Consider the following 25,736-nt stretch of genomic DNA (forward strand, 5'->3'; position numbering starts at 1 on the left):
GAGCGTCACGAACTGCATTCCCACGCTGTAGCGTGAGGAACGATAGTCGTCAGGGATAACACTATCGTGCCCATGCTCCGCGTGGGCATGCCGGTCTGGACGCTTCGCGTCCTCTTGCGACGCAGAGCGTCACGCACTGCATTCCCACGCGGAGCATGGGAACGAGAGTCAACCGTCCGACTGGTTCAGACGCGCGGAGACAGGTCTGGTCTCAGAGCGCAAACGGCAACGCAATGTGCGCTTCCTGGCGCTCGGCCAGGCGGCGCTCGAACTCCGCCGGATCATGAATCAGCACGTCCTGACCGGCGAAGGTTTCGGCGGCGATCAAACGTGACAGCCAGAAACGCACGCAAGCGATACGCAACATGGTCGCCCAGAGCTTCGATTCCGCCGCCGTGAACGGTCGCAAGCCCGCATAGGCACCCAGCAAGGCACGGGCGCGGACAGCATCGAGCTGACCGTTTTCGCGGGAACACCAATCGTTGAGAGCAATCGCCAGGTCATACAGCATCGGCCCCGAACAGGCATTGTAGAAATCGATCAACCCGGTCAGGTGCGTCCCTTCGAACAGTACGTTGTCACGAAACAGGTCGGCATGCAGGTTGGCACGCGGCAGCGCCATGATCTGTGGTTTGAACGCCTCGATCTCCTGAAGGCTGTTTTCAAGCAGCGCTCGCTGGGTCTCGCCCAGGTGCGACAGAAAATTGCGCCCCTCGCTCAACATCCAGTCCAGGCCGCGATCAGTCTTGCGCTCGACGATCTGCCCACGGGTCGCCAGATGCAGGTTGGCCAGCAACTCGCCAATCTGCACGCAATGCTGGGTGTTCGGCTCGCTGATGTGCTTGCCCGGCAGACGCGGCTGCAAAAGCGCCGGTTTGTTTGCCAGTTCGCGCAGCGCCTGACCATCGGTGGTGCGCAGCGCATAAGGCACCGGCAGATCGGCTTCATGCAGCACGTCGAGCAGTTCGATGAAGAACGGCATCTCCTGAACCGGGCCGCGCTCGACCAGCGTCAGCACGAACTCGCCCTGCTCCAGGCTGATGAAGTAATTGGTGTTTTCACTACCGGCAGCGATGCCCTGATAGTCAAGCAGACGGCCGAGCCCGTAAGGGGCGAGAAATGTTTCCAGCTCGGGCCGAGCCAGGGGGGTAAAAACGGACATATCAGGACTGCCAACGATTGAAGTGAATGTAGGGTGCTACCAGCTGAATATTTCCCACTGCGGGATCAGCATGTCCGGTTGGTCCGAACGAATGAAATTGGGGCTTGTACCATCGGCGCGCACCAGAAAATAGGGTTTGCCGTGTTTCGGGGTGATTTTAACCGCATACAGAAAGCCGTTCTGGCGATATTCCTGAATGGTTCTGTCACCGTCGGTGCGAATAGTAACGTCCGGCGCCGCTGAAGGTGGATCTTCTGCTGCAATAGCGAACAAAGGGCAAAAGGCCAACAGTCCGGTCAATATCAGTCGATTTACCTTGCACATGATAACCTTGTCCCTTTGTCGTCAATGGTTCGCGCATTCTAGCGCCGACCCCGCCGAAAAGGTTGATTCTGCTCATGACCCAAGCGCCACTCGTCCTGGTAGACGGTTCCTCTTACCTCTACCGCGCCTTCCACGCACTGCCACCACTGGCTACCTCCAAAGGATTGCCGACCGGTGCCGTCAAGGGCGTGCTCAACATGCTCAAAAGCCTGCGGCGTCAATACCCGGAAAGCCCGCTCGCGGTGGTGTTCGACGCCAAGGGCGGGACGTTCCGGGATGCGCTGTACAACGACTACAAAGCCAACCGACCGAGCATGCCGGACGATCTGCGTGTGCAGGTCGACCTGCTGCATGCCTGCGTCAAAGGCATGGGCTACCCGTTTCTGTGCGTCGAAGGCGTCGAAGCCGATGACGTGATCGGCACGCTGGCACGCAGCAGCGCGGCGGCCGATCGTCCAGTGGTGATTTCCACCGGCGACAAGGACATGGCGCAACTGGTCGACGGCCATATCACTCTGGTCAACACCATGACCGGCAGCGTGCTGGATGTGGCGGGCGTGAAAGAGAAATTCGGCGTCGGTCCGGAACACATCATCGATTACCTGGCCCTGATGGGCGACAAGGTTGACAACATTCCCGGCGTGCCCGGCGTTGGCGAGAAGACCGCGGTCGGTTTGCTGGTCGGCATTGGCGGTGGCATCAAGGAGCTTTACGAGAACCTCGACAAGGTCGCCTCCCTGCCGATCCGTGGTGCCAAGACCCTGGCCGCCAAACTCGAAGAACATCGTGAGATGGCCTTTCTGTCTTACGAATTGGCGACCATCAAGATCGACGTCCCGCTGGACATCGAACTGGATCAATTGCATTGCGGCGAGCCCGACCGCGACACGTTGATGGAGCTGTACGCCGAGCTGGAATTCAAGAGCTGGATCGAAGACCTGCAACGCGACGCCAAACGTGCCGGCCAGGAGCTGACCGTCGAAGAGCCGACCGTTGAGGCCAGAGAAGCGGCTTATGAAGTCATTCTTGAACAGAGCCAGTTCGATGCCTGGCTGAAGAAGCTGCAGGCCTCGCCACTGTTTGCCTTCGTCACCCAGAGCAACGGCACCGATGCCCAGCGTGCGCAACTGGTCGGCCTGTCCTTCGCCATTCAGACCCACGAAGCCGCTTACATTCCGCTGACCCATTCATACATGGGCGTGCCGCAGCAGCTGGACCGCGACACCGTGCTCAAGGCGCTCAAGCCGCTGCTGGAAGACCCGGACAAAATCAAGGTCGGCCAGCACGCCAAGTTCGCCATCAACCTGCTTGCCAATTGCGCGATCGACGGCGATCAGGCTCAAGGCATCGACCTGCAGGGCGTGCGCTTCGACACCATTCTGGAATCCTATGTACTGGACTCCACCGCCACCCGCCACGACCGCGACAGCCTGGTGGCCAAGTACCTGACGCACACGCCGATCAATTTCCAGGAGATTGCCGGCAAAGGCGCCAAACAACTGAGCTTTGACCAGATTGCCCTGGAGCAGGCGGGCAATTACGCCGCCGAAGAAGCGGACCTGACCCTACGCCTGCATGAAGTCTTCGACGCACGGCTGGCCGCGATTCCGACCCTGCAGCCGGTATTGAACGATATCGAGATGCCGCTGGTGCCTGTGCTGGCACGTATCGAGCGCCAGGGCGCGCTGGTCGATGCCAACCTGCTGGGCATCCAGAGCGTCGAACTGGGCGACAAGATGACCGCGCTGGAACGCGAGGCCTTCGCCATTGCCGGCGAAGAGTTCAACCTCGGCTCGCCCAAGCAACTGGGCGTGATTCTCTACGAAAAACTTGGTATGCCGGTTCTCAGCAAGACCGCCACCGGTCAGGCATCGACTGCCGAGGCCGTGCTTGCCGAACTCGCGGAGCAGGATTTCCCGCTGCCCAAGGTGCTGATGCAATACCGCTCGATGAGCAAGCTCAAGAGCACCTACACCGACCGCCTGCCGGAGCAGATCAACCCGCGTACCGGGCGTATTCACACCTCCTATCATCAGGCGGTGGCGGTCACCGGACGTTTGTCCTCCAGCGATCCGAACCTGCAGAACATCCCGATTCGTACTGCAGAAGGCCGGCGCATCCGTCAGGCGTTCGTGGCTCCGAAGGGCTACAAGCTGCTGGCCGCCGACTATTCGCAGATCGAACTGCGGATCATGGCGCATCTGGCCCAGGACGAAGGCTTGCTGCACGCATTCCGCAATGACCTGGACGTTCACCGCGCGACGGCTGCGGAGGTGTTTGGCGTCGAGTTGGAAAACGTCACCACTGACATGCGTCGCAGCGCCAAGGCGATCAACTTCGGCCTGATCTATGGCATGAGCGCGTTCGGCCTGGCCAAGCAGATTGGCGTCGATCGCAAGCAGTCACAGGCGTATGTCGACCGCTACTTCGCCCGCTACCCTGGCGTGCTGAACTACATGGAGCGCACCCGCGCCCAGGCTGCCGAGCAAGGTTTTGTCGAAACCATCTTCGGCCGCCGCCTGTACCTGCCGGACATCAACGCCAAAAACCAGTCCCTGCGCAAAGGCGCGGAACGCATGGCGATCAACGCGCCGATGCAGGGCACCGCTGCGGACATCATCAAGAAAGCCATGGTGGCGGTGAATGGCTGGCTGGACGAGTCCGGTCTGGATGCTCGGGTCATCCTGCAGGTTCACGACGAACTGGTGCTTGAAGTGCGCGAGGACCTGGTCGATCAGATCAGTGAACAGATCCGTCCACACATGAGCGGCGCAGCGGAACTGGCCGTGCCGTTGCTGGTGGAAGTAGGGGTTGGCAACAATTGGGACGAGGCTCACTGAGCCTGAAGAGGCGAACCTGTGCGCAGGTTCGTCAAATATTGTAGGAAATGTGAACTTTTCTTCACTGCTGGAACTTAACCGTTTGGACAGGAGTCAGACGTGTCGATTGGTTGAAAAATCGATCGTGCTCCTAGTTGTGTTAAGTGTTGGCAGTTATCCAGATCCCACCCTAAGGTCTGGACCTTAAGCCCCGGAACTTCCCCCTCCCCATGCGAAGTCCGGGGTCTTTTTTGCCTGCGATTTACTCCGCAGGCGCCTTGTCTTCCAGTTCCATCCAGTCGGCCAGCACGGTGTAAGCCTCTTCCAGTCCCATGCGCTTGGGGGCCGAGAACAACTGGATGCTCACTGCATCGCCCCAGCCTTTGCGAATCTCGGCCTGAACCTTGAGCAGCGTGTTCTTGGCCGCGCCGTAGGTCAGCTTGTCGGCCTTGGTCAACAGAATGTGCATCGGCATGTTGCTGGCGATGGCCCAGTCCAGCATCAGCACGTCGAAGTCGGTCATTGGATGACGGATATCCATCATCAGGATCAGACCCTTCAGGCTTTCGCGGCTGCCCAGGTAGGCTTCCAGGTGACGCTGCCAGTGCAGTTTGAGCGGGATGGGCACTTTGGCGTAGCCGTAACCGGGCAGGTCGACCAGACGGCGATCTTCGTCCAGGCCGAAAAAATTCAGCAACTGGGTACGCCCCGGGGTCTTGGATGTGCGCGCCAGGCTGGCGTGGGTCAGGGTGTTCAGCGCACTCGATTTGCCCGCGTTGGAGCGACCGGCAAATGCGACCTCAAAACCTTCGTCGTCGGGGCATTGGTCGACCTTGGCGGCGCTGAGCATGAACGTGGCCTGTTGGCACAGACCGAGAATGGGGTTTTTGAGTTGCATGTGATTTCCGGTGAAGACCTGCCTGCAAGGGGTGCGGCAAGAGGTGTCGGTTTCGTTTGGATGCGTGCGCATATAATGACACACCTGTCCCCCGGCCCACACTCACACCGTATCGCGCCGCTCTGACCGGTGTGCTGGAACATTCAGACATGACCTGCTTCACTCCTTATGCAAAAAGGCCGTCTGCGGTCGCCCATTTTTACAACCTCAGCGTTACACTAACGAACTCAGGCTTTCGCGTCCGGTCGAAACCACCGTCGCTTGAAGGCGATTCAATCTGCTCAGGAGTAAAGCATGCGTAATCTGATCATCAGCGCCGCTCTGGTTGCCGCCAGTCTGTTCGGTATGTCCGCCCAGGCCGCCACGCCCATCGAGGCAGGCAAGCAATACGTCGAGCTGGCGAGCGCTGTGCCTGTTGCCGAGCCAGGCAAGATCGAAGTCGTCGAGCTGTTCTGGTATGGCTGCCCGCACTGCTACGCGTTCGAGCCAACGATCAATCCGTGGATTGAAAAACTGCCGTCCGACGTCAAGTTCGTACGCATCCCTGCCATGTTCGGCGGCCCGTGGGATGCACACGGCCAGCTGTTCATCACCCTCGACACCATGGGCGTCGAGCACAAGGTTCACGCGGCCGTATTCGAAGCCATCCAGAAAGGCGGCAAGCGTCTGACCGACAAGAATGACATGGCTGACTTCGTCGCCACACAGGGCGTGAACAAGGAAGACTTCCTGAAAACGTTCGACTCTTTCGCAGTCAAGGGCAAGATCGCCCAGTACAAGGAACTGGCCAAGAAGTACGAAGTGACTGGCGTTCCGACCATGATCGTCAATGGCAAGTACCGCTTTGACCTGGGTTCTGCCGGTGGTCCGGAAAAGACCCTGGAAGTTGCCGATCAACTGATAGCCAAAGAGCGAGCGGCTAGCACAGCCGCCAAGTAAGCGCACATCATGCGCCGCTGGGGCAAAGGCAGTACCCGTATCGTTGGCCTGCATGATCCGCAGGTCAACGAACATCATCTGCTGCAAAACGGCTTGCCGGAAGACGGCAGGCTGCGTTTGCTCAGTTTCAATATCCAGGTGGGTATCAGTACCCAGCGCTACCATCATTACCTGACGCGCAGCTGGCAGCATTTGCTGCCGCATGGCGGTCGAGCTGGCAACCTGCAGAAGATCGGCGATCTGATCAATGAATTCGATCTGGTGGCACTGCAGGAAGTCGACGGCGGCAGCATGCGCTCCGGCTTTATCAACCAAGTCGAGCACCTTGCCCAGCTGGGTGGTTTTCCGTACTGGTATCAACAACTCAATCGCAACCTCGGGCGCCTGGCGCAGCACAGCAATGGTGTGTTGAGCCGTCTGCGCCCGACCAAGATCGAGGATCATCCGCTGCCGGGTCCTGCCGGGCGCGGCGCAATTCTCGTGCGCTTCGGCGAGGGCGAAGATGCCCTTGTCGTGGTCATGATGCACCTGGCGCTGGGGACCCGAACCCGAACCCGGCAGCTCGCCTACATTCGCGAACTGATCGGCGGTTACCGCCATCAAGTGCTGATGGGCGACATGAACACCCATGCCAACGACCTGCTGGAACACTCGCCGCTACGGGACCTGGGGCTTTTGGCTCCGCAGATAGAAGCAACCTTCCCCAGTTGGCGACCACAACGTTGCCTCGATCACATTTTGCTCAGCCCGACCCTGACGCTCGAACGTGTGCAGGTGCTGGCACAGCCCATTTCCGATCATCTGCCTGTCGCTGTCGAGATTCGCCTGCCTGACTCACTGCGTGGGGACTCACTGCCTGTGCCCTCTGGTGGAAGCCTTGCATGAGCGACGACGCGGAGCGTTGGAAAGAGAAATACCTTAAAGGGATCGAGCAACAGGACAAGCTCGAAAAACGCTGGGATGCGCGGCTCGATTTGTTGCGACGCGGTCTGGTACGCAGCAGTCTGGCAGCTGAGGGCTCTGACCGCGCCGTCGACGAATGCATGAAGGAGATGCGCGAAATTGTCCGCAAGGATGATATGGACGCGGGCCTGGCAGCCCTGATCCCGCGCCTCGAAAAGGCCGTACTGGACTCTGAACAACGCCGCGAAGTACGGGCCGCGCAAATCAGCTCGGCACTGACCGCACTGGTTGCGCAACTGCAGTCATTGCCGCTGCCACGCGACGTACGCAAGCCACTCAAGCGCTTTGCCAAGGAGCTTGAAGAGCGTGCCTCACAAGCCCGTGAGCTGCCCCTGCTGCTCGGCGAGTTGAGCAATTTGCAGGGCCAGGCCCTGACGCAGGTTGAAAAACCCGAGGAAGGTCCGCGCCAGGGATTGCTGCAACGCCTGTTCGGTTCGCGCGAAGGCCAAGGCAACGATACTCATCCCGAGGCTGCTCACCCCGAAGACCCCACCTCGGCACCGGACACGCATGAGCCCGATGCAGAGCCGCAGGCAGCAAGCACTCACGCCCCGGCAGACATCGCTCATGGCGAAGCCGAGGTCGATGACTCACCTGCCACCGTAGCCACCGCGGCCACAGACAGCACACCGCCCACGCCTGTCCCGGAAAACGATACGCCTGCCGTCGTGACACCCGCCGCTGCAACGCCTGAAGAACCTGCACCATCGGTCACGGCTGCGGATATTGCTCCAGCACCGGCAGAGTCCTTCGCCGAACCTGCACCTGTCACTGTCGAACCCATCGATTTCGCGGATCTCCTGGCGCCTGTTCCGTCAGTGCCCTATCAACAACGGCCCGCGCCAATCGACGCGACAGTTGAAGAACCCGACGCAGAGGCCGAGCAGCAGCCCGAGACGGCAGAAGGCGAAGAAGGCTACGCGCTACCCTCATCACCCGAGCCCAGCTACAGCTCGGTGGCTGCGCATATTGAACAAACCCTGCTGGGCCTTCTGGACGACCTGACCCTCTCCGAGCACTTTCGCCCGCAGGTCGAGGATATGCAGTTACGCTTGAAACATGGGCTTAACTGGTACGAATTGCTGCCGATCCTCGACGATATGGCGGTGCTGATGCTGGCGATCAACAACGGCGGTCAACAGGAGTTCGGCACCTACCTCAAGCAGCTCAATGAACGGCTCGAATCGTTTCAGAGCCACTTGCAGGCGGCCAGTGAAGATCACGCCGAGGATCAGTCCACCGCGCGCGACCTCAACGACCAGTTGCGCGAACAAGTGGGCGGTCTGCAAAGCAGTGTTCAGGACGCCTCCGATCTGCCCAGCCTCAAGCGGGTGCTCGACAATCGGCTTGAAGCCCTGCTCGGCACCATGGATCACTACCAGCTCAAGCGCGATGCCCGCGAGCGCGAAGTGGCCTCGCGACTGCAAGGTCTGGCAGCCCGCGTCGCGAGTATGGAACAGGAAGCCCTGGGTTTCAGGACTCACCTGGAAGAACAGCGTCAAAAGGCCCTGATCGACCCGCTCACCGGACTGCCCAATCGAGCAGCCTGGGGCGAGCGCCTCGAACAAGAGATGGCCCGGTGGCAGGAAGAAAAAAACAGTCTGTTGGTCTGCATTCTGGACCTGGACCATTTCAAACGCATCAACGATGGTTACGGGCATCTGGCTGGCGACAAGGTATTGAAGATTGTCGCCAATGTGTTCAGCAAACGCCTGCGCGCCAACGACTTCCTCGCACGCTTTGGCGGCGAAGAATTTGTCATGCTGCTGCCTGCAACACCTCCTGCCACGGGGCTGACGCTGCTCGACGAACTGCGCGCCGCCGTAGAGTCATGCCCCTTCCACTTCAAGGGTGAGCGAGTCACCATCACCGTGTCCATTGGCCTGACGGCTTTTCGCCCCGGAGAACGGAGCGACACCGCTATCAAACGTGCCGACCAGGCGCTTTACAAGGCCAAGGAGAACGGCCGGAACCGCATCGAACAAGGCTGACTGAAACATTTTGACCTGAACAAATAGTCGGCGGCCCATGCTATTTGTACACATTTTGTTATGATGTTTCATTTCCTGCCGACGCTGCCGACCTCATGAAGCTGTATTTCTCCGCCTTTATCATGCTCATCCTCACTGCCTGCGCCAGCGGCCCCAGGCTGGACACCAGCCACCCCTCGGTAAATTTCGATGGCCGTGCCCAGTATGTGGTGATGCACTACACCTCGGCGTCGCTGGAACGCTCGCTGCAATTACTGACCCATGGCGAGGTCAGCGCCCACTACCTGATCGGTGACGACAGCAAGGCCACCATCTACAAGCTGGTCGATGAAAACGCACGTGCCTGGCATGCCGGCGAAAGCGAGTGGGAAGGCCGCACCTGGCTCAACTCCAGTTCGATCGGCATCGAGATCGTCAACCCGGGCTTCAAGGAAACGCCGACAGGTCGCCTGTGGTATCCGTACACCGAAGCGCAGACCCAGTCGATCATTGTCCTGCTCAAGGACATCGTCAAACGTAACAAAATCGACCCCAAACACATCATCGGTCACAGCGACATCGCCCCGTTGCGCAAGCAGGACCCGGGGCCGTTGTTCCCGTGGAAACGCCTCGCTGCCGAAGGTCTGGGGAACTGGCCGGACGAACGCCAGGTTGCCCAGCGTCAGGCATTGCTGGCAGCCAACCTGCCGAGCATCACCTGGTTCCAGCAGCAATTGGCACGCCTGGGCTACAGCACTCCGCAAACCGGTGAGCTGGACGTCGCTACGCGCCAGGTACTGGCCGCGTTCCAGATGCACTATCGCCCGGCACGCTTCGACGGAGAGCCCGACGCACAGAGCGCGGCCATCCTGCAGGTGCTCAATCACTCGAATTGAAGCGCATGGGGGCTGGGGGCTGGCCCTCAGTCAGCCGATAAGGGCCTGGCGATCAAGCCCTCAGAGCGGTAAAGCCATATAGAACTGCGTGCCCTGCCCTGGCCTTGAGTACACGCCCATGCGTCCGCCGTGCAGTTGGACGATCTCCTTGCACAGCGCCAGCCCGAGCCCGGCGCCGCCTTTCTTGCGACCCACCTGGACGAAGGGTTCGAAGATCCGCCCCTGCTGTCCGTAGGCAATGCCTTCACCGTTGTCCTCGACACTTATGATCGCCCGCTCGCCGTGACGCCTGGCCTGCAGGCGGATCAGGCCGTTCGGCGGCGTGTGACGCAATGCATTGTCCAGCAGATTATCCAGCACCCGCTCCAGTTGAGACTGATCGGCATGCAGACGCGGCATGGGCTCCTGCATATCCAGCATCAGCACAATATCCTGCTCCTGGGCCTGATCCTCGAAGCGCGCCTTGGCCTCCTGCAGCAAGGTCTCGACGGAACAAGGTGCAAGTTTCAGCTTCTGCAGACCGTTCTGGTAACGCGAGAAATTCAGCAGGTCGTTGATGAGCTGCATGAGGCGCTGCATCTCTTCGGTGACTGTATTGAGCAGGTCGGCCTCACGGGACTCGGGAGCGAAATGCAGACGCTCCTGAAGGAGGCCGAACGCCATGTGCATGCCCGTGACCGGCGTGCGCAACTCATGCGAGGCGCGCAGGACGAACTCGCTGCGTACCCGCTCGAAAGCACGCTGTTCGGTCACGTCGTGCAGCACCATCACAGCACCCAGGATGTGGCCCTTGGTGTGACTGACCGGTGTCATGCTGTAGGTCAGCAATCGAGACTCGCCGTCGATTTCGATGGCCAGATCTTCCGGCGCGCGCTCCAGCGTTCCGCCCCGCAGCACCAGATGCAGTTGCTCATCCAGTTCTGGACGGCTCAATGCCTCGCCGAGACTTTGCCCAAGGCGACTCTCGTCCCATCCGAGCTGGCGCTGCGCAACAGGGTTCAGGTGCTCCAGGTGCCCCTGGCGATCGATCATCAACAGGCCGTCGTCGATACTGTCGAGGACCGCTTGCAGGCGCTGCTGGCCCGCCAGAAGCTCATCGACGTTGGTCGCCTGATGCTGACGCAGGGCTTCGGCCATGATGCCGAAGCGCCGGGTCAGCAGGTTCATTTCTGCGGCCGAGGAAATGGGCAGCGTGACCTCGTAATCACCTTCCCCAATGCGATCGGCAGCCTTGGCCAGCGCCTCGATCGGTGCACCGAAACGGCGGGCGATGCCGTGCGCGGTCACAAAGCCGATGCACAGCACCGCCAGCCCGACCAGCCCCAACAAGCCGGCGATCCACAATGCACGGTCCCTGGAATTGATCTCGGCGGTGCTGATGTTCTCCAGTGCCTTGCGATGCACACTCAGCAGACCGTTGCGCAGAGCGTCGAAACTCTCGCTCAGTTGCGGGTTGCCCCGTATGCCTCGCGGATCATCGCCATATTGCTTCCAGGTGGCAATGAATCGCTGATAATCGCCCCGGGTCTTCTCAAATCCGTTACGCACATTTTGCTGGGTGTCCTGCGCCGACCCTTCCTCCAGCAGTTCTTCGAACTGCTGCTGGATTCTGTCCAGCTCAGCCTCATTGCGATTGGCACCGGTCATCAACACCAGTTGATCACCCATGTTCTGGCGCAACTTCAAACCCAGATCGAGGATGGCGAAGTTATGCTGAATCAGTGATTCCTGAGTACGGGCCATCTGCATGACACTGACGAGCCCCAGCAGCAGCCCAAGCAACGCGACCGTGATAAGCGCCGAGATGCTCAGGAAGAGGCGAGTGCGCAACTTCATGGCCAGCTTCATTTGAGGTATTTCATAGGTTGTACTGTTTTCGTTTGCGGTAAAGCGTCGAAGCATCGATACCCAGCGTCTTGGCGGCCTGATCAAGGGTTTCACTGGTTGCCAGTACGGCCCCGATGTGTGCCTTTTCAAGCTCGTCCAGACTCAAGGCCGCGCCCACACGTGGTGCATTGTTGGTCGGTTGCTCAGCCATGCCTAGATGACTGACCTCTACGCGATCCTGTGGACAGATGATGCTGGCACGCTCGATCACGTTGCGCAGCTCACGAATGTTGCCTGGCCAGCGGTAATTGAGCAGCGCGGCACGGGCTTCTTCGCTGAAGCCTCGGGCCGGACGCGCGTATTCCTTGACGAAACGCGCCAGAAAGCGGTCCGCAAGGGTCAGAATGTCTTCGCTGCGCTCACGCAGGGCCGGCAGATTCAGGGTGATCACGTTCAGGCGGTACAGCAGATCCTCACGGAAACGCCCGCTGCGCACCATGTCTTCAAGGTTGAGGTTGGTGGCCGCCAGGATGCGCACGTCGGCACGGCGGGTCACCGGGTCACCGACTCGCTCGTATTCCTTGTCCTGAATGAAGCGCAGCAATTTGGGCTGCAGCGTCAGCGGGAAGTCACCGATTTCGTCGAGGAACAGGGTGCCGCCATCGGCCTGATTGACGCGGCCCAGCGTGCTTTCGCTGGCACCGGTAAAGGCACCGCGGCTGTGGCCGAACAGTTCGCTTTCCATCAGTTCTGCGGTCAGCGACGGGCAGTTGATGGTGACGCAGGACTTCTTGGCCCGCTTGCTCCAGCCATGAATCGCCCTGGCCAGCTCGCCCTTACCGGTACCCGATTCGCCCAGAATCAGGATGTTGGCATCGGTCACGGCAACCTGACGGGCCGTTTCCAGTATCGCCATCATCGAAGGGCTGTGGGAATCCAGACCATCCTTGGGCTTGCGAACCTCGCCTTCCAGTGCTTCGAGACGGGCAGACAGTTGCCTGACTTCAAGCTGCTTGGCCGTTGCAAGGCGCAACTGGTCAGGACTGCACGGCTTGACCAGGTAGTCGGCTGCGCCCGCCTGAATGGCATCGACAGCGGTATCCACCGCCGAATGGGCAGTCACGATCACCACACGCATCCACGGCGCCTGAATCCGCATCTGCGCCAGCACGTCCAGGCCGTTGTCTTCGCCCAGACGCAAATCTAGAAAGCACAGATCGAATACTTGACGCTGCATGAGCGTGTCGGCCTGGGCTGCGCTGTTGGCAGTGGCGACACTGTAGCCTTCGTCTTCCAGACAGTACCGGAAAGTGCGGAGGATGGCGGACTCATCGTCCACAAGCAGAATACGGCCCTGATTCTCAGTGGCTGCTTCCATTTTTCCTACGCTCCTTAATGAATTGTCTCAGTTAGTCTCGGAATCATCGGGCAAGTTGCATGGTCAATTCTGATTGATTCTTCGGCATGCATGGTAGCTTTCTGATCAGCTAATGGCGAACAGCCTGATTAATCCGCGTTTATGCCGTTAAAACCGTCCATTCGGAGACGAGATCTCACCGCAAAAGGAACGCTCCTATGTTTTCACTGAAAAAGATTGCTCTGATCACGGCCGCCGCTGCGCTGCTGGGCAGCGGCCCGGTGCTCGCCCAGCCAGACCTGCCCACTCAACTCGCCGAGGCGCGTCAGGAAGGTTCGATCTGGACAGCTTTCGCGCTGAACAAGCATCTGAGCCCGTTCAAGATCGATGTGGGTGTCGAACAAGGCACCGCGACGCTAAAGGGCAAGGTTGAAAACGAAGTGGACCGCGAGCTGGCCGAACGCATCGCGCTGGATACCAAAGGCATTGAAAAGGTGGACAACCAGCTGGAGGTAGATCCTTCTGTTGCCAGCGAGCCCGGCACACGGACCAACATGGCTCAGCGCTTCGAGGATGCGACGCTGGTCGCGACGGTGAAATCCAAACTGCTGTGGAGCAGCGTGACTGAAGCGCTGACCATCGATGTCGACAGCAAGGACGGCGTGATCACCCTCAAGGGCCGCGCGCAAAGCCCTGAAGCGAAGGAACTGGCGGGTAGCCTGGCGAGTAATACCGATGGCGTGGTCAGTGTCAACAACCTGATCAGCCTCAGCGCGGCCGACTCGATTGCGGCCAAGACCCAGCCACAGTCGCTGACCCCGACCGAGGAAATGAGTGACGCCTGGATCACCAGCAAGGTCAAGGCGAGCCTGATCTACAGCCGGACGCTGGATGGGCTGAATATCAAAGTAGACACCAAGGCAGGTGTGGTCAGCCTGAATGGCGTGGTTGCCAACTTCGCCGAGAAGGAACTGGCCGTGGAAATCGCGCGAAATATTCGGGGCGTAAAAGGCGTCAACGGCGACGCACTGAAGGTCATGGCGCGCAGCGCAGGCTGACAGTTCAGGGCCGGAGTGTCGAACGCTTCGTGCAGAACGCACGATTACAAAGGGGTAATCGTGCAGCTTGCTGGTAGGACGCTCTCGTCAAACTTAATAAGCTGTTGATTTTAAAGGATTTTAATCCACTCAAAAAACTGGCATGCAGTCTGCAATAACCTATTCAACAAGGTCGATACACAACGACCCATCAGATTGAATGCCCACTCAGGCCAGGGGAGTTTGCAGATGAACAGCCAGCGTATTTCACAATTGCGTATCTCTCCCCTGCATATCCAGCAAGGTCTTTTTCTGCTCCTTGCCCTGCTCGTCACTCTGATCGCCATTCAGCAGTTCCAGCGTTGGAATCAAGCCAACGAGGCAACTCAACCAAAACAGCAATTCATCCAGACCAGCAGCATCTCCTATCGCGGCGTCAGCGCTCCAGCGGTCAAGGACATGTCCTCAAACCTGCGCAACGTTGACGGCCTGGTTTCTGTAGATGAAGTCGCTCCACAGCAAAAATGGGCTTTCTGACCCGACCTTAAAAGCAGCACCCCCTTATTAAAACGGCATCAAAAAGGAGTATCACCATGTTGAGTTGGGCAATCACGTTTCTGATCATCGCTATCGTCGCTGCAGTACTGGGCTTCGGTGGTATCGCGGGCACGGCTACTGGTATCGCCAAGATCCTGTTCGTCGTCTTCCTTGTGATGTTCGTTGTGTCGTTCTTCTTCGGTCGTCGCGGTCGAGGCTGATAATGCACACGTCATTTCGCACACTGGCCGCCGCCCTGTTGATGGGTGGCAGTGTCATGGCCATGGCAGCCAATGATGGACAGTCTCGGGTCAATGAGCTTCTGAGCTCCGCCCCCGAGTACCGCACCACCTGGGCGAAAGTCGTCAAGAAGGAAGAGCGTTTGCCGGATTGGGTGATCAACCTGTCCGGTGCTTCCGAGCAGCAGATGACGGCGGCCACTGAAGATGGCGACAACTATCTGGTTGGGCCGCTTTGCGAAACGGCCGATACGTGCAAAAGCAAGCGCCTGATCGTGGCTTTCAGCCTCGACAAGGAAGATGCTTACGCTATGTTGGTTGAGGTGCCTGCCGGTCTTCCCGCAGACAAATCGCCAACACGTCACGCGACTTACCGTTATCTGGGTAAGCCTGACGAGGGTATGCAAAAGCTCTTGAATGAAGAGCTGCGCAAAGACCCTAACTGGTATTGATTCAGAAGAAAGGTGTCGACTCCAGGAGTCGACACCTTTCGGCTTTGTGCGGCCTGAGGAAGGTACGCGCATGACCAGGGGGCCGGGACGCGTTGATCAAGTGGATCGGCGTGACCTAGGGGTACAGGGAGTACCTCCGCCAAGGGCCGGGTCAGGCAAGCCGCCGTGCAAGTCCACGAGAATGCGTCGACCTTTCGAACGCCTCCAGTGACCTTGCACGGCGCTTTATATTTCCTTCCTGCTTCGATCCCGTATTAAATTGCATCCCTCGGCAACATCAGCCCCAGTGGCAACCTGACGCGTGCTTCAAGACCACCTCCCGAACGATTCCTCAACTCGACGTTACCCCCGTGCATGGCAGCAATACGCTTGACGATGGCCAGGCCGAGGCCGGTGCCCTTGCCACTGCGTGCGCGATCACCGCGAATGAACGGGTTGAAAATGGTGTCCAGTTCGGACGGATCGATGCCCGCCCCTCTGTCCAGCACACTCAACACTACGTAGGGCGCGTTTCGGTCACCGGATACATAGGCAGCGACTTCGATACCGTTGCCGGCATGGTGCTTGGCATTGCCAATCAGGTTGGTCAGCAGGCGCTTCATCGACACCCGACGCAGCGGGAAGGGCGGAATAGGCTCCAGACACAGACGGATGCTGTCTTCATCGTCATTGAAGGGTGCAACCACATCGCGCACCAGATGCCCCAGATCGACCTCTTCGATCTCCTCGTCACGGCCATCGCGGATGAACGCCAGGAACTGATCGAGAATGGCGTCCATGTCCTCGATATCGCGCACCATGCCTTCGGAGAACTCATTGTCGTTCATCAGCTCCAGAGACAGGCGCAGGCGCGTCAGCGGTGTGCGCAGGTCGTGGGAAACCCCGGCCAGCATCAGCTCGCGTTCCTGCCCGGCCTGCTCGACGTCTTCGGCCATCTGATTGAAGGCCCGATAGACTTCGGTCATCTCGCTCGGTGTGTCACTCACCGGCAGCCGCACGCTGCGCCCCTGCCCCAACTGGCGCGCCGCAAACACCAGACGCTTGAGCGGCTGACTCAGTTGACGCACGAAAATCCAGGCTGATGCCGTGGAAAGCAACCCGATGGCCAGGAACCAGCCCAGCACGTTCCAGATTTTCTGACCGCGCAACGGGTGCGGATAAAGCGGCACTTTCAGCCAGCCGTCACCCAGGCTCGGCGCTCGCACCCACAGCGCGGGGGGCGCGTGTACCCGCAGACGCACTTCCGTATCGGCACCCAGCTCCGCCTGCATCTGCCGCTGATAGATCTCACTGTAAGGCCAGTGCTGCTCACCTTCCGGCACGCCACCGCCCACCACCCGAATCAGACCTGCCGCCTCGGCAATCGCATCGCGGTCGCTTTCACCGGCAGCCCAATAAGCACGCAGTGTCAGAGCAACGCCGTGGCTGTATTGCCTGTCGACCAGCACGTCTTCGTTCATCAGCAGATAAACCAGCGTCAGGGCCTTGGAAAACAGCACGACGATGAGCACCAGCCAGAGCGTGCGGGAGAAAAAGCTTTGCGGGAACCAGAGCGGAGTCTTCATAACTGCAGCCATACACTTTGCAGGGCGAGCGAGGCTCGCAGGTTTGCCGAACGCGGGCCGGACCCGATGGACGAACGCAAAAAACCAGTACGTCGATAAGCCTGTGAAAGATTATCGACGTAACTGGCAGCAATGACGGATGTCTGTGCCGACAACCGGGTTATCAGCGACTTCCGGCACCGTCCGGAACGAATACATAACCTACGCCCCAGACTGTCTGGATATAACGGGGCTTGGACGGGTCAGGCTCGATCAGGCGACGCAGACGGGAAATCTGTACGTCGATGGATCGCTCCAGCGCATCCCACTCCCGGCCACGCGCCAGGTTCATCAGTTTGTCGCGGGTCAGCGGCTCGCGAGCGTGCATGACCAGCGCTTTCAGTACCGCGAATTCACCGGTGGTGAGCATGTGCACTTCTTCACCGCGCTTGAGCTCGCGGGTTGCCAGAGACAGCACGTAGTCACCGAAACTGACCGACTCGTCTTCGCTGCCAGGGGCGCCGGGCACCGGTGCCGCCTGACGACGCAACACCGCCTTGACCCGCGCCATCAGCTCGTCCGGGTTGAACGGCTTGGCCAGATAATCGTCAGCACCCAGTTCGAGCCCCTTGATGCGGCTCAGCTCATCGCCCTTGGCGGTCAGCATGATAATCGGCACCTGATTGTTCGCGGCACGCAGACGACGACAGGCTGAAAGGCCGTCTTCGCCAGGCAGCATAAGGTCCAGCACCACAAGGTTGAAAACCTCACGGGCCAGCAGTCGGTCCATTTGTTCCACATTTGCCACGGCGCGGGCACGGTAGCCCTTGCTGGTGAAAAAACGTTCCAGGAGACTGCTCAGCCCCGGATCGTCATCGACAATAAGGATTTTTTCGCCTTCGGCATTTTGTGCGGTGCTGCTCATCGGATGCTCCTCTGATCTCGGGGCGCATTATGGCGTAGCTGCGGTGATGCGCACCTTGTGCATTGTTAGCAGATTTTACTGGAGGCGACACTTGTGCCTGCGTTTTCGCCGAAAAAACACCCCATTTGTCGGCCGATCCCCTAATCCGGCTTCGCTGGGTATAATGCGCCGCCCTCGAAGTCAGGCAACGCCGGACTCATGGCGGTTCGCCAGCCCTGAAAATAAATGCTGGCGCACGATACCCAGGCAAGGCAATTCGTACATAGCCCAGTTTTTTGCTCACAACTCCAGGTGGTTTTATGGACAGCATCAACAGCCGCATCGCCGAAGAACTCGGCGTACGCCCACAACAGGTCGCAGCGGCCGTAGCACTACTGGATGAAGGCTCGACTGTGCCCTTCATTTCCCGCTACCGCAAGGAAGTGACCGGCAGTCTTGATGACACGCAACTGCGCCATCTGGAAGAGCGCCTGCGTTATCTGCGTGAACTGGACGAACGGCGCGTCAGCATTCTTGCCAGCATCGAAGAGCAAGGCAAGCTGACCCCGGAGCTGGCGCGCGACATCAAGCTGGCCGATACCAAGACCCGCCTCGAAGACTTGTACCTGCCTTATAAGCAGAAACGCCGCACCAAGGGCCAGATCGCCCTTGAAGCCGGGTTGGGCGAACTGGCCGATGGCCTGTTCAACGACCCGAGCCTGGCCCCTGAAGCAGAAGCAGCCCGCTTCGTCGACGCGGAAAAAGGCGTAGCCGATGTAAAGGCCGCGCTGGAAGGCGCCAAGTACATTCTGATGGAGCGCTTTGCCGAGGATGCCTCGCTGCTGGACAAGCTGCGCAGCTTCCTCAAGCAGGAAGCGGTGATCAGCGCACGCGTGGTACCGGGCAAGGAAGAGGAAGGCGCCAAGTTCCGCGACTACTTCGAACACGACGAACCGCTCAAAAGCATGCCGTCGCACCGTGCGCTGGCGATTTTTCGTGGTCGCAACGAAGGCTTTTTGAGCTCCGCACTGAAAGTCGGTGAAGAATTGCCGGGCGCCATGCACCCGTGCGAGCTGATGATCGGTGAGCGCTTCGGCATCCAGAACCAGAACCTCCCGGCAGACAAATGGCTGGCCGAAGTGGTGCGCTGGACCTGGAAGGTCAAGCTGTACAGCCACCTTGAAACCGATCTGCTGGGTGAACTGCGTGACGGCGCGGAAACCGAAGCGATCAATGTGTTCGCCCACAATCTGCACGACCTGTTGCTGGCCGCGCCGGCCGGTCAGCGCGCCACGCTGGGCCTCGATCCAGGTCTGCGCACCGGCTGCAAGGTCGCCGTGGTCGACGCCACCGGCAAACTGCTCGACTACGCCACCGTCTATCCGCACGTACCGAAAAACCAGTGGGACCAGACCATCGCCGTACTGGCCGCACTGTGCGCCAAGCATTCGGTCGACCTGATCGCCATCGGCAACGGCACCGCCAGCCGCGAAACCGACAAGCTGGCTGCCGACCTGATCAAAAAATACCCGGGCCTGAAGATGACCAAGGTGATGGTCTCCGAAGCAGGCGCTTCGGTGTACTCGGCATCGGAACTGGCCGCCAAGGAGTTCCCGGACCTCGACGTGTCGATCCGTGGCGCGGTGTCCATTGCCCGTCGCTTGCAGGACCCGCTCGCCGAACTGGTGAAAATCGACCCGAAATCCATCGGGGTCGGCCAGTACCAGCACGACGTGTCGCAGCTCAAGCTGGCACGCGGCCTGGATGCGGTGGTGGAAGACTGCGTGAACGCCGTGGGCGTGGACGTGAACACGGCCTCCGTGGCGCTGCTGGCACGCATTTCCGGCCTCAACACCACGCTGGCGCAGAACATCGTTGCGCATCGTGATGAAAACGGCGCGTTCAAGACCCGCGCGGCGCTGAAGAAAGTCAGCCGCCTGGGCGAAAAAACCTTTGAACAGGCCGCCGGTTTCCTGCGCGTCATGACCGGTGACAACCCGCTGGACGCCTCCGCCGTTCACCCGGAAGCCTACCCGCTGGTGCAGCGCATTGCGGCTGAAACCGACCGGGACATTCGCTCGCTGATCGGCGACGCCAGCTTTCTCAAGCGCCTGGACCCGAAGAAATTCACCGACGAGACCTTTGGTCTGCCGACCGTGACCGATATCCTTCAGGAACTCGAAAAACCGGGCCGTGATCCGCGTCCGGAGTTCAAGACTGCCGAGTTCCAGGACGGGGTCGAAGACCTCAAGGACCTGCAACTGGGGATGATCCTCGAAGGCGTGGTCACCAACGTCACCAACTTCGGTGCGTTCGTCGATATCGGCGTGCATCAGGACGGTCTGGTACACATCTCGGCGTTGTCCGAGAAGTTCATCAAGGACCCGCGTGAAGCGGTCAAGGCCGGTGATGTAGTGAAAGTGAAGGTCATGGAAGTCGATATCCCGCGCAAACGCGTCGGCCTGTCGATGCGCATGAGCGACACGCCCGGCGAGAAAATCGATGGCGCACGCGGTGCCCGCCCAGGTTCTTCGCCTCGTCAGAACAACGCTCCGCGCAAGGAAACCACTGCGCCAGCGCCCGCCAACAATGCGATGGCGTCGCTGTTCGCCAATGCCAAGCAACTGAAGAAGCGCTGATGGATATTCCTGAAGATCTGACCCACAGCGCCTATTTCAAGATGCTCGGCTGCGAGCTGCGGCGTCTGGACGAGGGCGTTGCCGAAGTTGCGTTGCCGCTGGAGGCGCACCTGCGCAATCGCGGCAACGTGATGCACGGCGGTGCAATCTTCAGCCTGGTCGATATCGCCATGGGCCTGGCCTGTTCCAGCGCTCACGGTTTCGACCAGCGCAGCGTGACCATCGAGTGCAAGATCAACTACGTGCGTGGCGTCTCCGAGGGCGAAGTCCTGTGCATCGCCAAGGTGCTGCACGCGGGTCGCCGCACGCTGGTGGTCGAGGCTGAAGTCGTTCAGGGCGACAAGCTCGTCGCCAAGGCCCAGGGCACATTTGCGGTGATCTAGACTTGATCAAGGGCTGATGAAAAGCATCCCTGCGAACTGAACCTAGCCGTACCGACATCATTTGGGTTAATTTCGGCACCATTAGCGTGGTGCCGAGTCCATTTGGGTAGTACGACAAAGAGCAGTGATTGTGAACAGGCGCTACCGACCCACCAGGCGACTACGCCAGTTCCTTTCTTCACCCTTGTAGACCGTCAAGTCCACCCCCATATCGGGGCGACCGATGCGTGAAGGATTACACCTTGAGCGAACTTTTAAACCGTCGTCTTGCATTGCTCGGCGAGCGTAACAACCTCTCTCTGCTGGAGCAGTGCCTGCACGGTATCGAGCGTGAGTGCCTGCGCGTTACCGCAACGGCAGAACTGGCCCGGACGCCCCACCCGCAAGCTCTGGGTGCCGCCCTGACCAATGGTCAGGTGACGACCGATTATTCCGAATCGCTGCTGGAGTTCATCACGCCAGCCTTGAAGAACCCGGCCGAGACCATCGACAACCTGGACCGGATCCATCGCTTCGTTTACAGCAAGCTGGACAACGAACTGCTGTGGAGTCCGTCGATGCCTTGCCCGTTGCCGGACGAAGAGCACATACCGATTGCCTATTACGGCACGTCGAACATCGGCAAGCTCAAGTACGTGTACCGCAAGGGCCTGGCGCTGCGTTACGGCAAGACCATGCAGTGCATTGCCGGCATTCACTACAACTTTTCGTTGCCGGAAGACGCGTGGGCGCTGCTCAAGCAGACCGAAGACTTTGCCGGCGATGCCCGCGACTACCAGTCGCATTCCTACATCGCGCTGATTCGTAACTTCCGCCGCTACAGCTGGCTGTTGATGTACCTGTTCGGTGCTTCACCGGCACTCGACGCGGGGTTCCTGCGCGGCCGCAAGCATCAGCTGGAGCAACACTTCGACGCCGACACCCTGTATCTGCCTTACGCCACCAGTCTGCGCATGAGCGACCTGGGTTATCAGAGTGACGCCCAGGCCGACCTGACCCCTTGCTACAACGATCTGGTCAGCTACACCGATAGCCTGCGCAAGGCCGTGGCCACGCCTTACAAGCCTTACGTCGAGGTCGGCACTCATGACCAGAACGGCGAGTGGGTGCAGCTCAATACCAACGTGTTGCAGATCGAGAACGAGTACTACTCCAACATTCGTCCCAAGCGTGTGACCTATAGCGGCGAACGCCCTATTCAGGCGCTGGTGGCCCGTGGTGTGCAGTACGTCGAAGTACGCTGCCTGGACATCAACCCGTTCCTGCCGACCGGCATCAGCCTGGAGCAGTCGCGCTTCATCGATGCCTTCGTGCTGTATTGCGCTCTCGAGGAAAGCCAGCAACTGGCCAGCCACGAATGCTCCAACGCACGCTCGAACTTCCTGTCAGTGGTCAAGGAAGGGCGTCGCCCGGGCCTGAGCCTGATGCGTGACAACCGCCCTGTGGATCTCAAGACCTGGGCAACCGAGCTGGTGGAGAAGATCACGCCGATTGCCCGCCTGCTCGATCAGGCTCAGGGCACCGATGAGCACCTCAAATCGATTGCCGTGCAACAGGCCAAGATCGACGATACCGCGCTCACACCGTCTGCTCAGGTGCTGGCCAGCATGGAAGCGCATAACGAGGGCTTTACCGCGTTCTCCCTGCGCCAGAGTCAGGTCCATGCCGAATACTTCCGCACTCACCCGCTGAGCGCTCAGGAACAGGCAGACTTCGAAGCCCAGGCCAAAACCTCGATCGAAGAACAGGCCGAACTGGAAGCGACCGAGGAAGTGGTGGATTTCGACACGTTCGTGGGGTCGTATCAGGCGAGCATTCTGTCGATCAGCAACTGATCGTGCAATTACTGTGGGGAGCTTGCTCTCGAAGGTGCCGGTGCAGGCGCGACTATCGTGCGGCGCTCTGCGTCGCATGCCTTTCTGGACGCTTCGCGTCCTCTTGACGACGCAGAGCGTCGAGAACTGCATTCCCACGCTGGAGCGTGAGGAACGATCATCTCAACTATCGTGCCCAATGCTCTGCGCTTCTGCCCGAAGGGCGTGGGTGAGCCTGCTCACGAAAGGGACGGTTCAAACGCCCCTTTCCGGAGGCTTGTACCAGCCTCTTCGTGAGCAAGCTCACTCCCACAAAATATAGCCAAGAGTGCTCTGCGTCCGCCCCCAGGCTTATATCGCCTTTTCGAAGATCTTCGAATTACGCTGGTAGTTGTACAGCGAGGCGCGGGCGCTTGGCAGACGGTCGACGCTGCTGGGTTCGAAACCGCGTTCGCGGAACCAGTGTGCGGTGCGGGTGGTGAGGACGAACAGGGTCTTGATACCCAGGGCCCGGGCGCGGTTTTCAATACGCTCCAGAAGCTCGTCACCACGGCCGCCGTGCCGGTATTCCGGATTGACCGCCAGACATGCCAGTTCGCCTGACTCCGAGTCCGCAATCGGGTACAGCGCCGCGCAGGCAATGATCAGCCCTTCCCGCTCGACCACACTGAACTGAGTGATCTCGCGCTCCAGCACTTCGCGGGAACGACGTACCAGAATGCCCTGCTCTTCCAGCGGCGTGATCAGGTCCATCAAGCCGCCGACATCCTCAATGGCCGCTTCGCGCACCAGCTCAAACTGCTCCTGCGCAACCAGCGTACCGCCACCGTCGCGGGTGAACAGCTCGGTCAGCAGTGCGCCATTCTCGGCATAGCTGACGATATGGCTGCGCGCCACACCACCGCGGCAGGCCTCGGCCGCTGCATCGAGCAATTCAGCCTGATAGTTGGCACCCAGACGCTGCAAGTGCGCAGGTACCTGTTGCGGACGCAGCTCGCGCACCAGTCGGCCCTGCTCGTCCAGCAACCCGGTTTCGGCACCGAACAGCAGCAGTTTGTCGGCAGCCAGATCAATGGCCGCACGCGTGGCGACGTCTTCACAGGCCAGATTGAAAATCTCGCCGGTCGGTGAATAACCCAGCGGCGACAGCAGCACGATATGACGCTCATCCAGCAGGCGATTGATGCCCTTGCGGTCAACCCGACGCACTTCGCCGGTGTGCTGATAATCGACACCTTCCAGCACGCCGATAGGCCGCGCAGTTACCACGTTGCCACTGGTCACCCGCAGCCGCGAGCCCTGCATCGGTGAAGCAGCCATGTCCATCGACAGGCGCGCCTCGATCGAGATGCGTAGCTGACCCACAGCATCGATCACGCACTCCAGCGTCTCGGTATCGGTGATGCGCATGTCGCGATGGTAACGCGGCGTAATGCCGCGCTGGGCCAGGCGGCTTTCGATCTGTGGACGCGAGCCGTGCACCAGCACCAGACGCACGCCCAGGCTGTGCAGCAGCACCAGGTCGTGGACGATATTGCCGAAGTTAGGGTGCGCAACGCCGTCGCCGGGCAGCATGACGACGAAGGTGCAATCACGGTGAGCATTGATGTACGGAGACGCGTGGCGAAGCCAGTTGACGTATTCGGGCATGACAACAAGAGCCTGTAGAGAAAATGGACGAAGAGAAAAAGCACGCACAACGGTGTGGTGGTTATCGTCGGAACAGGCTTGGCAACACGCGCAATCTCCTTTTATTCAACGTTGGTAGTACCGGGCTCACTGGGGAGTCAGGCAGTAATGTTCGATCAATTGACGTAACAGACGCACTGTAGGGTCCAGGCGTGACATTTCGAGGTATTCCCCCGGCTGATGCGCACAGGCGATGTCGCCCGGGCCGAGCACCAGCGTTTCACAGCCAAGGCGCTGAAGATAAGGCGCTTCGGTGCCGAATGCTACTGCTGCGGCCGTATGACCGGTCAGACGTTCAGCGACACGCACGAGTTCAGCGTCAGCGACCTGCTCGAACGGCGCGCATTCGGGGAACAGCGGCGCATAGTCGATCTGTACCTGATGCAGCTCGGCCAGCGGCTGCAGCTTCTGCCGAATGGCCGAACGCAGCACTTCCGGGTCCATGCCCGGCAGCGGACGCAGGTCGAATTCCAGCGAGCACTGGCCACAAATCCGGTTCGGGTTGTCGCCGCCATGAATACAGCCCAGGTTCAGCGTCGGCTGCGGCACCGTGAATTGCGGGTTGCGGTACTTCGCTTGCCACTGCGTGCGCAGGCCCTTGAGTTCGCTGATGGCGTCGTGCATGGCTTCGAGTGCGCTGTGCCCAAGGCTCGGATCGGAGGAATGGCCGCTGCGCCCGAGAATATCGATGCGCTCCATCATCACGCCCTTGTGCAGGCGGATCGGCTTGAGCCCGGTCGGCTCGCCAATCACCGCCGCACGACCCAGCGGGCGGCCGGCCTCGGCCAGCGCACGGGCACCGGCCATCGAGCTTTCCTCGTCGCAAGTGGCGAGGATCAGCAGCGGCTGCTTGAACGGCTGGTCAAGAAGGCCACGCACCGCTTCGATGACCAGCGCAAAAAAGCCCTTCATGTCGCAACTGCCCAGCCCGACCCAGCGGCCATCCACCTCGGTCAGCTTCAAGGGGTCGGTCTTCCACAGCGCCTCGTCGAACGGCACGGTATCACTGTGCCCCGCCAGTACCAGACCGCCTGGGCCTGTTCCATAGGTCGCCAGCAGATTGAACTTGCCGGGGGACACTTGCTGGATGTCGCAGGCAAACCCCAGATCGCCGAGCCATCCGGCCAGCAGATCGATGACGGGGCGGTTGCTCTGGTCCAGAGAAGGCTGAGTGCAGCTCACCGAGGGTACGGCGATCAGGGCGGCGAACTGGTCTTTCATGGACGGCAACGGCATGGACGCTTCCTGTAATCGGGACGGAACACGGCCCATCATAGGGCCATAGCAACCCAGGAATAAACCGTTTCGGGCCATGTCCTGTACACTGACGGCCTCAGCAGCCG

At 59.9% G+C, this 25,736-nt stretch carries 21 protein-coding genes; 12 read left to right on the plus strand and 9 right to left on the minus strand.

Going from position 1 to position 25,736, the window contains the following annotated elements; translation table 11 throughout:
• Positions 1–211: 211 nt before the first annotated feature.
• Both LCH65_RS15240 and LCH65_RS15245 read right to left on the minus strand, forming a co-directional pair.
• The gene (locus tag LCH65_RS15240; protein ID WP_226439588.1) at positions 212–1,162 is read right to left on the minus strand and encodes a homoserine kinase; all 951 of its coding nucleotides are present in this window, start codon (positions 1,160–1,162) and stop codon (positions 212–214) included.
• Between the two features lie 36 nt (positions 1,163–1,198).
• Positions 1,199–1,486: a DUF2782 domain-containing protein gene (locus LCH65_RS15245; RefSeq protein WP_003367388.1), complete on the minus strand. Its 288-nt coding sequence runs from the start codon at positions 1,484–1,486 to the stop codon at positions 1,199–1,201.
• A 74-nt stretch (positions 1,487–1,560) separates the two neighbouring features.
• Here LCH65_RS15245 and polA point away from each other — a divergent pair, with 74 nt between their 5' ends.
• Positions 1,561–4,326 carry a DNA polymerase I gene (gene polA / locus LCH65_RS15250; protein WP_103736016.1) on the plus strand — a complete coding sequence of 922 codons (2,766 nt, stop codon included), beginning with the start codon at positions 1,561–1,563 and terminating at the stop codon, positions 4,324–4,326.
• Positions 4,327–4,567: 241 nt separating this feature from the next.
• Here polA and yihA read toward each other — a convergent pair whose 3' ends face one another.
• Positions 4,568–5,203 carry a ribosome biogenesis GTP-binding protein YihA/YsxC gene (gene yihA / locus LCH65_RS15255; protein WP_003341625.1) on the minus strand — a complete coding sequence of 212 codons (636 nt, stop codon included), beginning with the start codon at positions 5,201–5,203 and terminating at the stop codon, positions 4,568–4,570.
• Between the two features lie 294 nt (positions 5,204–5,497).
• On the opposite strand from yihA, the gene LCH65_RS15260 reads away from it, so the two are divergent.
• The 4 genes from LCH65_RS15260 to LCH65_RS15275 all read left to right on the plus strand — a co-directional run bounded on the left by LCH65_RS15260 (position 5,498) and on the right by LCH65_RS15275 (position 9,971).
• Positions 5,498–6,142: a thiol:disulfide interchange protein DsbA/DsbL gene (locus LCH65_RS15260; RefSeq protein WP_003432225.1), complete on the plus strand. Its 645-nt coding sequence runs from the start codon at positions 5,498–5,500 to the stop codon at positions 6,140–6,142.
• A gap of 6 nt (positions 6,143–6,148) precedes the next feature.
• Complete coding sequence (locus tag LCH65_RS15265) at positions 6,149–7,027, plus strand: endonuclease/exonuclease/phosphatase family protein (RefSeq protein ID WP_164989064.1); 879 nt, start codon at positions 6,149–6,151, stop codon at positions 7,025–7,027.
• Positions 7,024–9,096, plus strand: a complete 2,073-nt coding sequence (locus tag LCH65_RS15270; protein ID WP_226439589.1) for a GGDEF domain-containing protein — start codon at positions 7,024–7,026, stop codon at positions 9,094–9,096. Before LCH65_RS15265 ends, LCH65_RS15270 begins: the two co-directional genes overlap by 4 nt.
• Positions 9,097–9,191: 95 nt before the next feature.
• Positions 9,192–9,971 (plus strand): N-acetylmuramoyl-L-alanine amidase, encoded by a 780-nt coding sequence (locus tag LCH65_RS15275; RefSeq protein WP_003367397.1) that lies wholly within the window; start codon positions 9,192–9,194, stop codon positions 9,969–9,971.
• A 60-nt stretch (positions 9,972–10,031) separates the two neighbouring features.
• On the opposite strand, the gene LCH65_RS15280 is transcribed toward LCH65_RS15275, so the two are convergent.
• Together LCH65_RS15280 and algB are read right to left on the minus strand one after the other, a co-directional pair.
• Positions 10,032–11,819, minus strand: a complete 1,788-nt coding sequence (locus LCH65_RS15280; protein WP_044309700.1) for a KinB sensor domain-containing domain — start codon at positions 11,817–11,819, stop codon at positions 10,032–10,034.
• Positions 11,820–11,829: 10 nt separating this feature from the next.
• On the minus strand, positions 11,830–13,176 hold the full coding sequence (gene algB, locus LCH65_RS15285) for a sigma-54-dependent response regulator transcription factor AlgB (protein ID WP_003367401.1): 1,347 nt from the start codon (positions 13,174–13,176) through the stop codon (positions 11,830–11,832).
• Between the two features lie 197 nt (positions 13,177–13,373).
• Between algB and LCH65_RS15290 the strand changes: the two genes are divergently transcribed.
• From LCH65_RS15290 to LCH65_RS15305, 4 genes are all read left to right on the plus strand, one after another.
• Positions 13,374–14,213 carry a BON domain-containing protein gene (locus tag LCH65_RS15290; protein WP_003367404.1) on the plus strand — a complete coding sequence of 280 codons (840 nt, stop codon included), beginning with the start codon at positions 13,374–13,376 and terminating at the stop codon, positions 14,211–14,213.
• A gap of 228 nt (positions 14,214–14,441) precedes the next feature.
• Positions 14,442–14,729, plus strand: a complete 288-nt coding sequence (locus LCH65_RS15295) for a hypothetical protein (RefSeq protein WP_226439590.1) — start codon at positions 14,442–14,444, stop codon at positions 14,727–14,729.
• A gap of 56 nt (positions 14,730–14,785) precedes the next feature.
• Positions 14,786–14,950, plus strand: coding sequence for a DUF1328 domain-containing protein (locus tag LCH65_RS15300; RefSeq protein ID WP_002555679.1), 165 nt, complete (start codon positions 14,786–14,788; stop codon positions 14,948–14,950).
• A 2-nt stretch (positions 14,951–14,952) separates the two neighbouring features.
• The gene (locus LCH65_RS15305; protein ID WP_003367410.1) at positions 14,953–15,420 is read left to right on the plus strand and encodes an inhibitor of vertebrate lysozyme family protein; all 468 of its coding nucleotides are present in this window, start codon (positions 14,953–14,955) and stop codon (positions 15,418–15,420) included.
• Between the two features lie 254 nt (positions 15,421–15,674).
• Here the strand turns inward: LCH65_RS15305 and LCH65_RS15310 are convergent, their stop codons facing one another.
• Both LCH65_RS15310 and ompR read right to left on the minus strand, forming a co-directional pair.
• Complete coding sequence (locus tag LCH65_RS15310; protein ID WP_003432212.1) at positions 15,675–16,985, minus strand: ATP-binding protein; 1,311 nt, start codon at positions 16,983–16,985, stop codon at positions 15,675–15,677.
• A 163-nt stretch (positions 16,986–17,148) separates the two neighbouring features.
• Complete coding sequence (ompR, locus tag LCH65_RS15315) at positions 17,149–17,889, minus strand: two-component system response regulator OmpR (RefSeq protein ID WP_003318889.1); 741 nt, start codon at positions 17,887–17,889, stop codon at positions 17,149–17,151.
• Positions 17,890–18,188: 299 nt separating this feature from the next.
• Here ompR and LCH65_RS15320 point away from each other — a divergent pair, with 299 nt between their 5' ends.
• The 3 genes from LCH65_RS15320 (at position 18,189) to gshA (ending at position 22,725) form a co-directional block, all read left to right on the plus strand.
• Positions 18,189–20,507, plus strand: a complete 2,319-nt coding sequence (locus LCH65_RS15320; protein ID WP_226439591.1) for a Tex family protein — start codon at positions 18,189–18,191, stop codon at positions 20,505–20,507.
• Positions 20,507–20,890 (plus strand): PaaI family thioesterase, encoded by a 384-nt coding sequence (locus LCH65_RS15325; RefSeq protein ID WP_003367417.1) that lies wholly within the window; start codon positions 20,507–20,509, stop codon positions 20,888–20,890. Before LCH65_RS15320 ends, LCH65_RS15325 begins: the two co-directional genes overlap by 1 nt.
• Before the next feature lie 242 nt (positions 20,891–21,132).
• Positions 21,133–22,725: a glutamate--cysteine ligase gene (gshA, locus tag LCH65_RS15330; protein WP_226439592.1), complete on the plus strand. Its 1,593-nt coding sequence runs from the start codon at positions 21,133–21,135 to the stop codon at positions 22,723–22,725.
• 330 nt (positions 22,726–23,055) lie between these two features.
• On the opposite strand, the gene argA is transcribed toward gshA, so the two are convergent.
• Positions 23,056–24,354: an amino-acid N-acetyltransferase gene (gene argA / locus LCH65_RS15335; RefSeq protein ID WP_002555672.1), complete on the minus strand. Its 1,299-nt coding sequence runs from the start codon at positions 24,352–24,354 to the stop codon at positions 23,056–23,058.
• A gap of 126 nt (positions 24,355–24,480) precedes the next feature.
• The gene (argE, locus tag LCH65_RS15340) at positions 24,481–25,629 is read right to left on the minus strand and encodes an acetylornithine deacetylase (protein ID WP_003367423.1); all 1,149 of its coding nucleotides are present in this window, start codon (positions 25,627–25,629) and stop codon (positions 24,481–24,483) included.
• Between the last annotated feature and the right edge of the window lie 107 nt (positions 25,630–25,736).

This window comes from Pseudomonas sp. MWU16-30316 (genome assembly GCF_020515645.1).
Classification (GTDB): Bacteria; Pseudomonadota; Gammaproteobacteria; order Pseudomonadales; family Pseudomonadaceae; genus Aquipseudomonas; species Aquipseudomonas cerasi.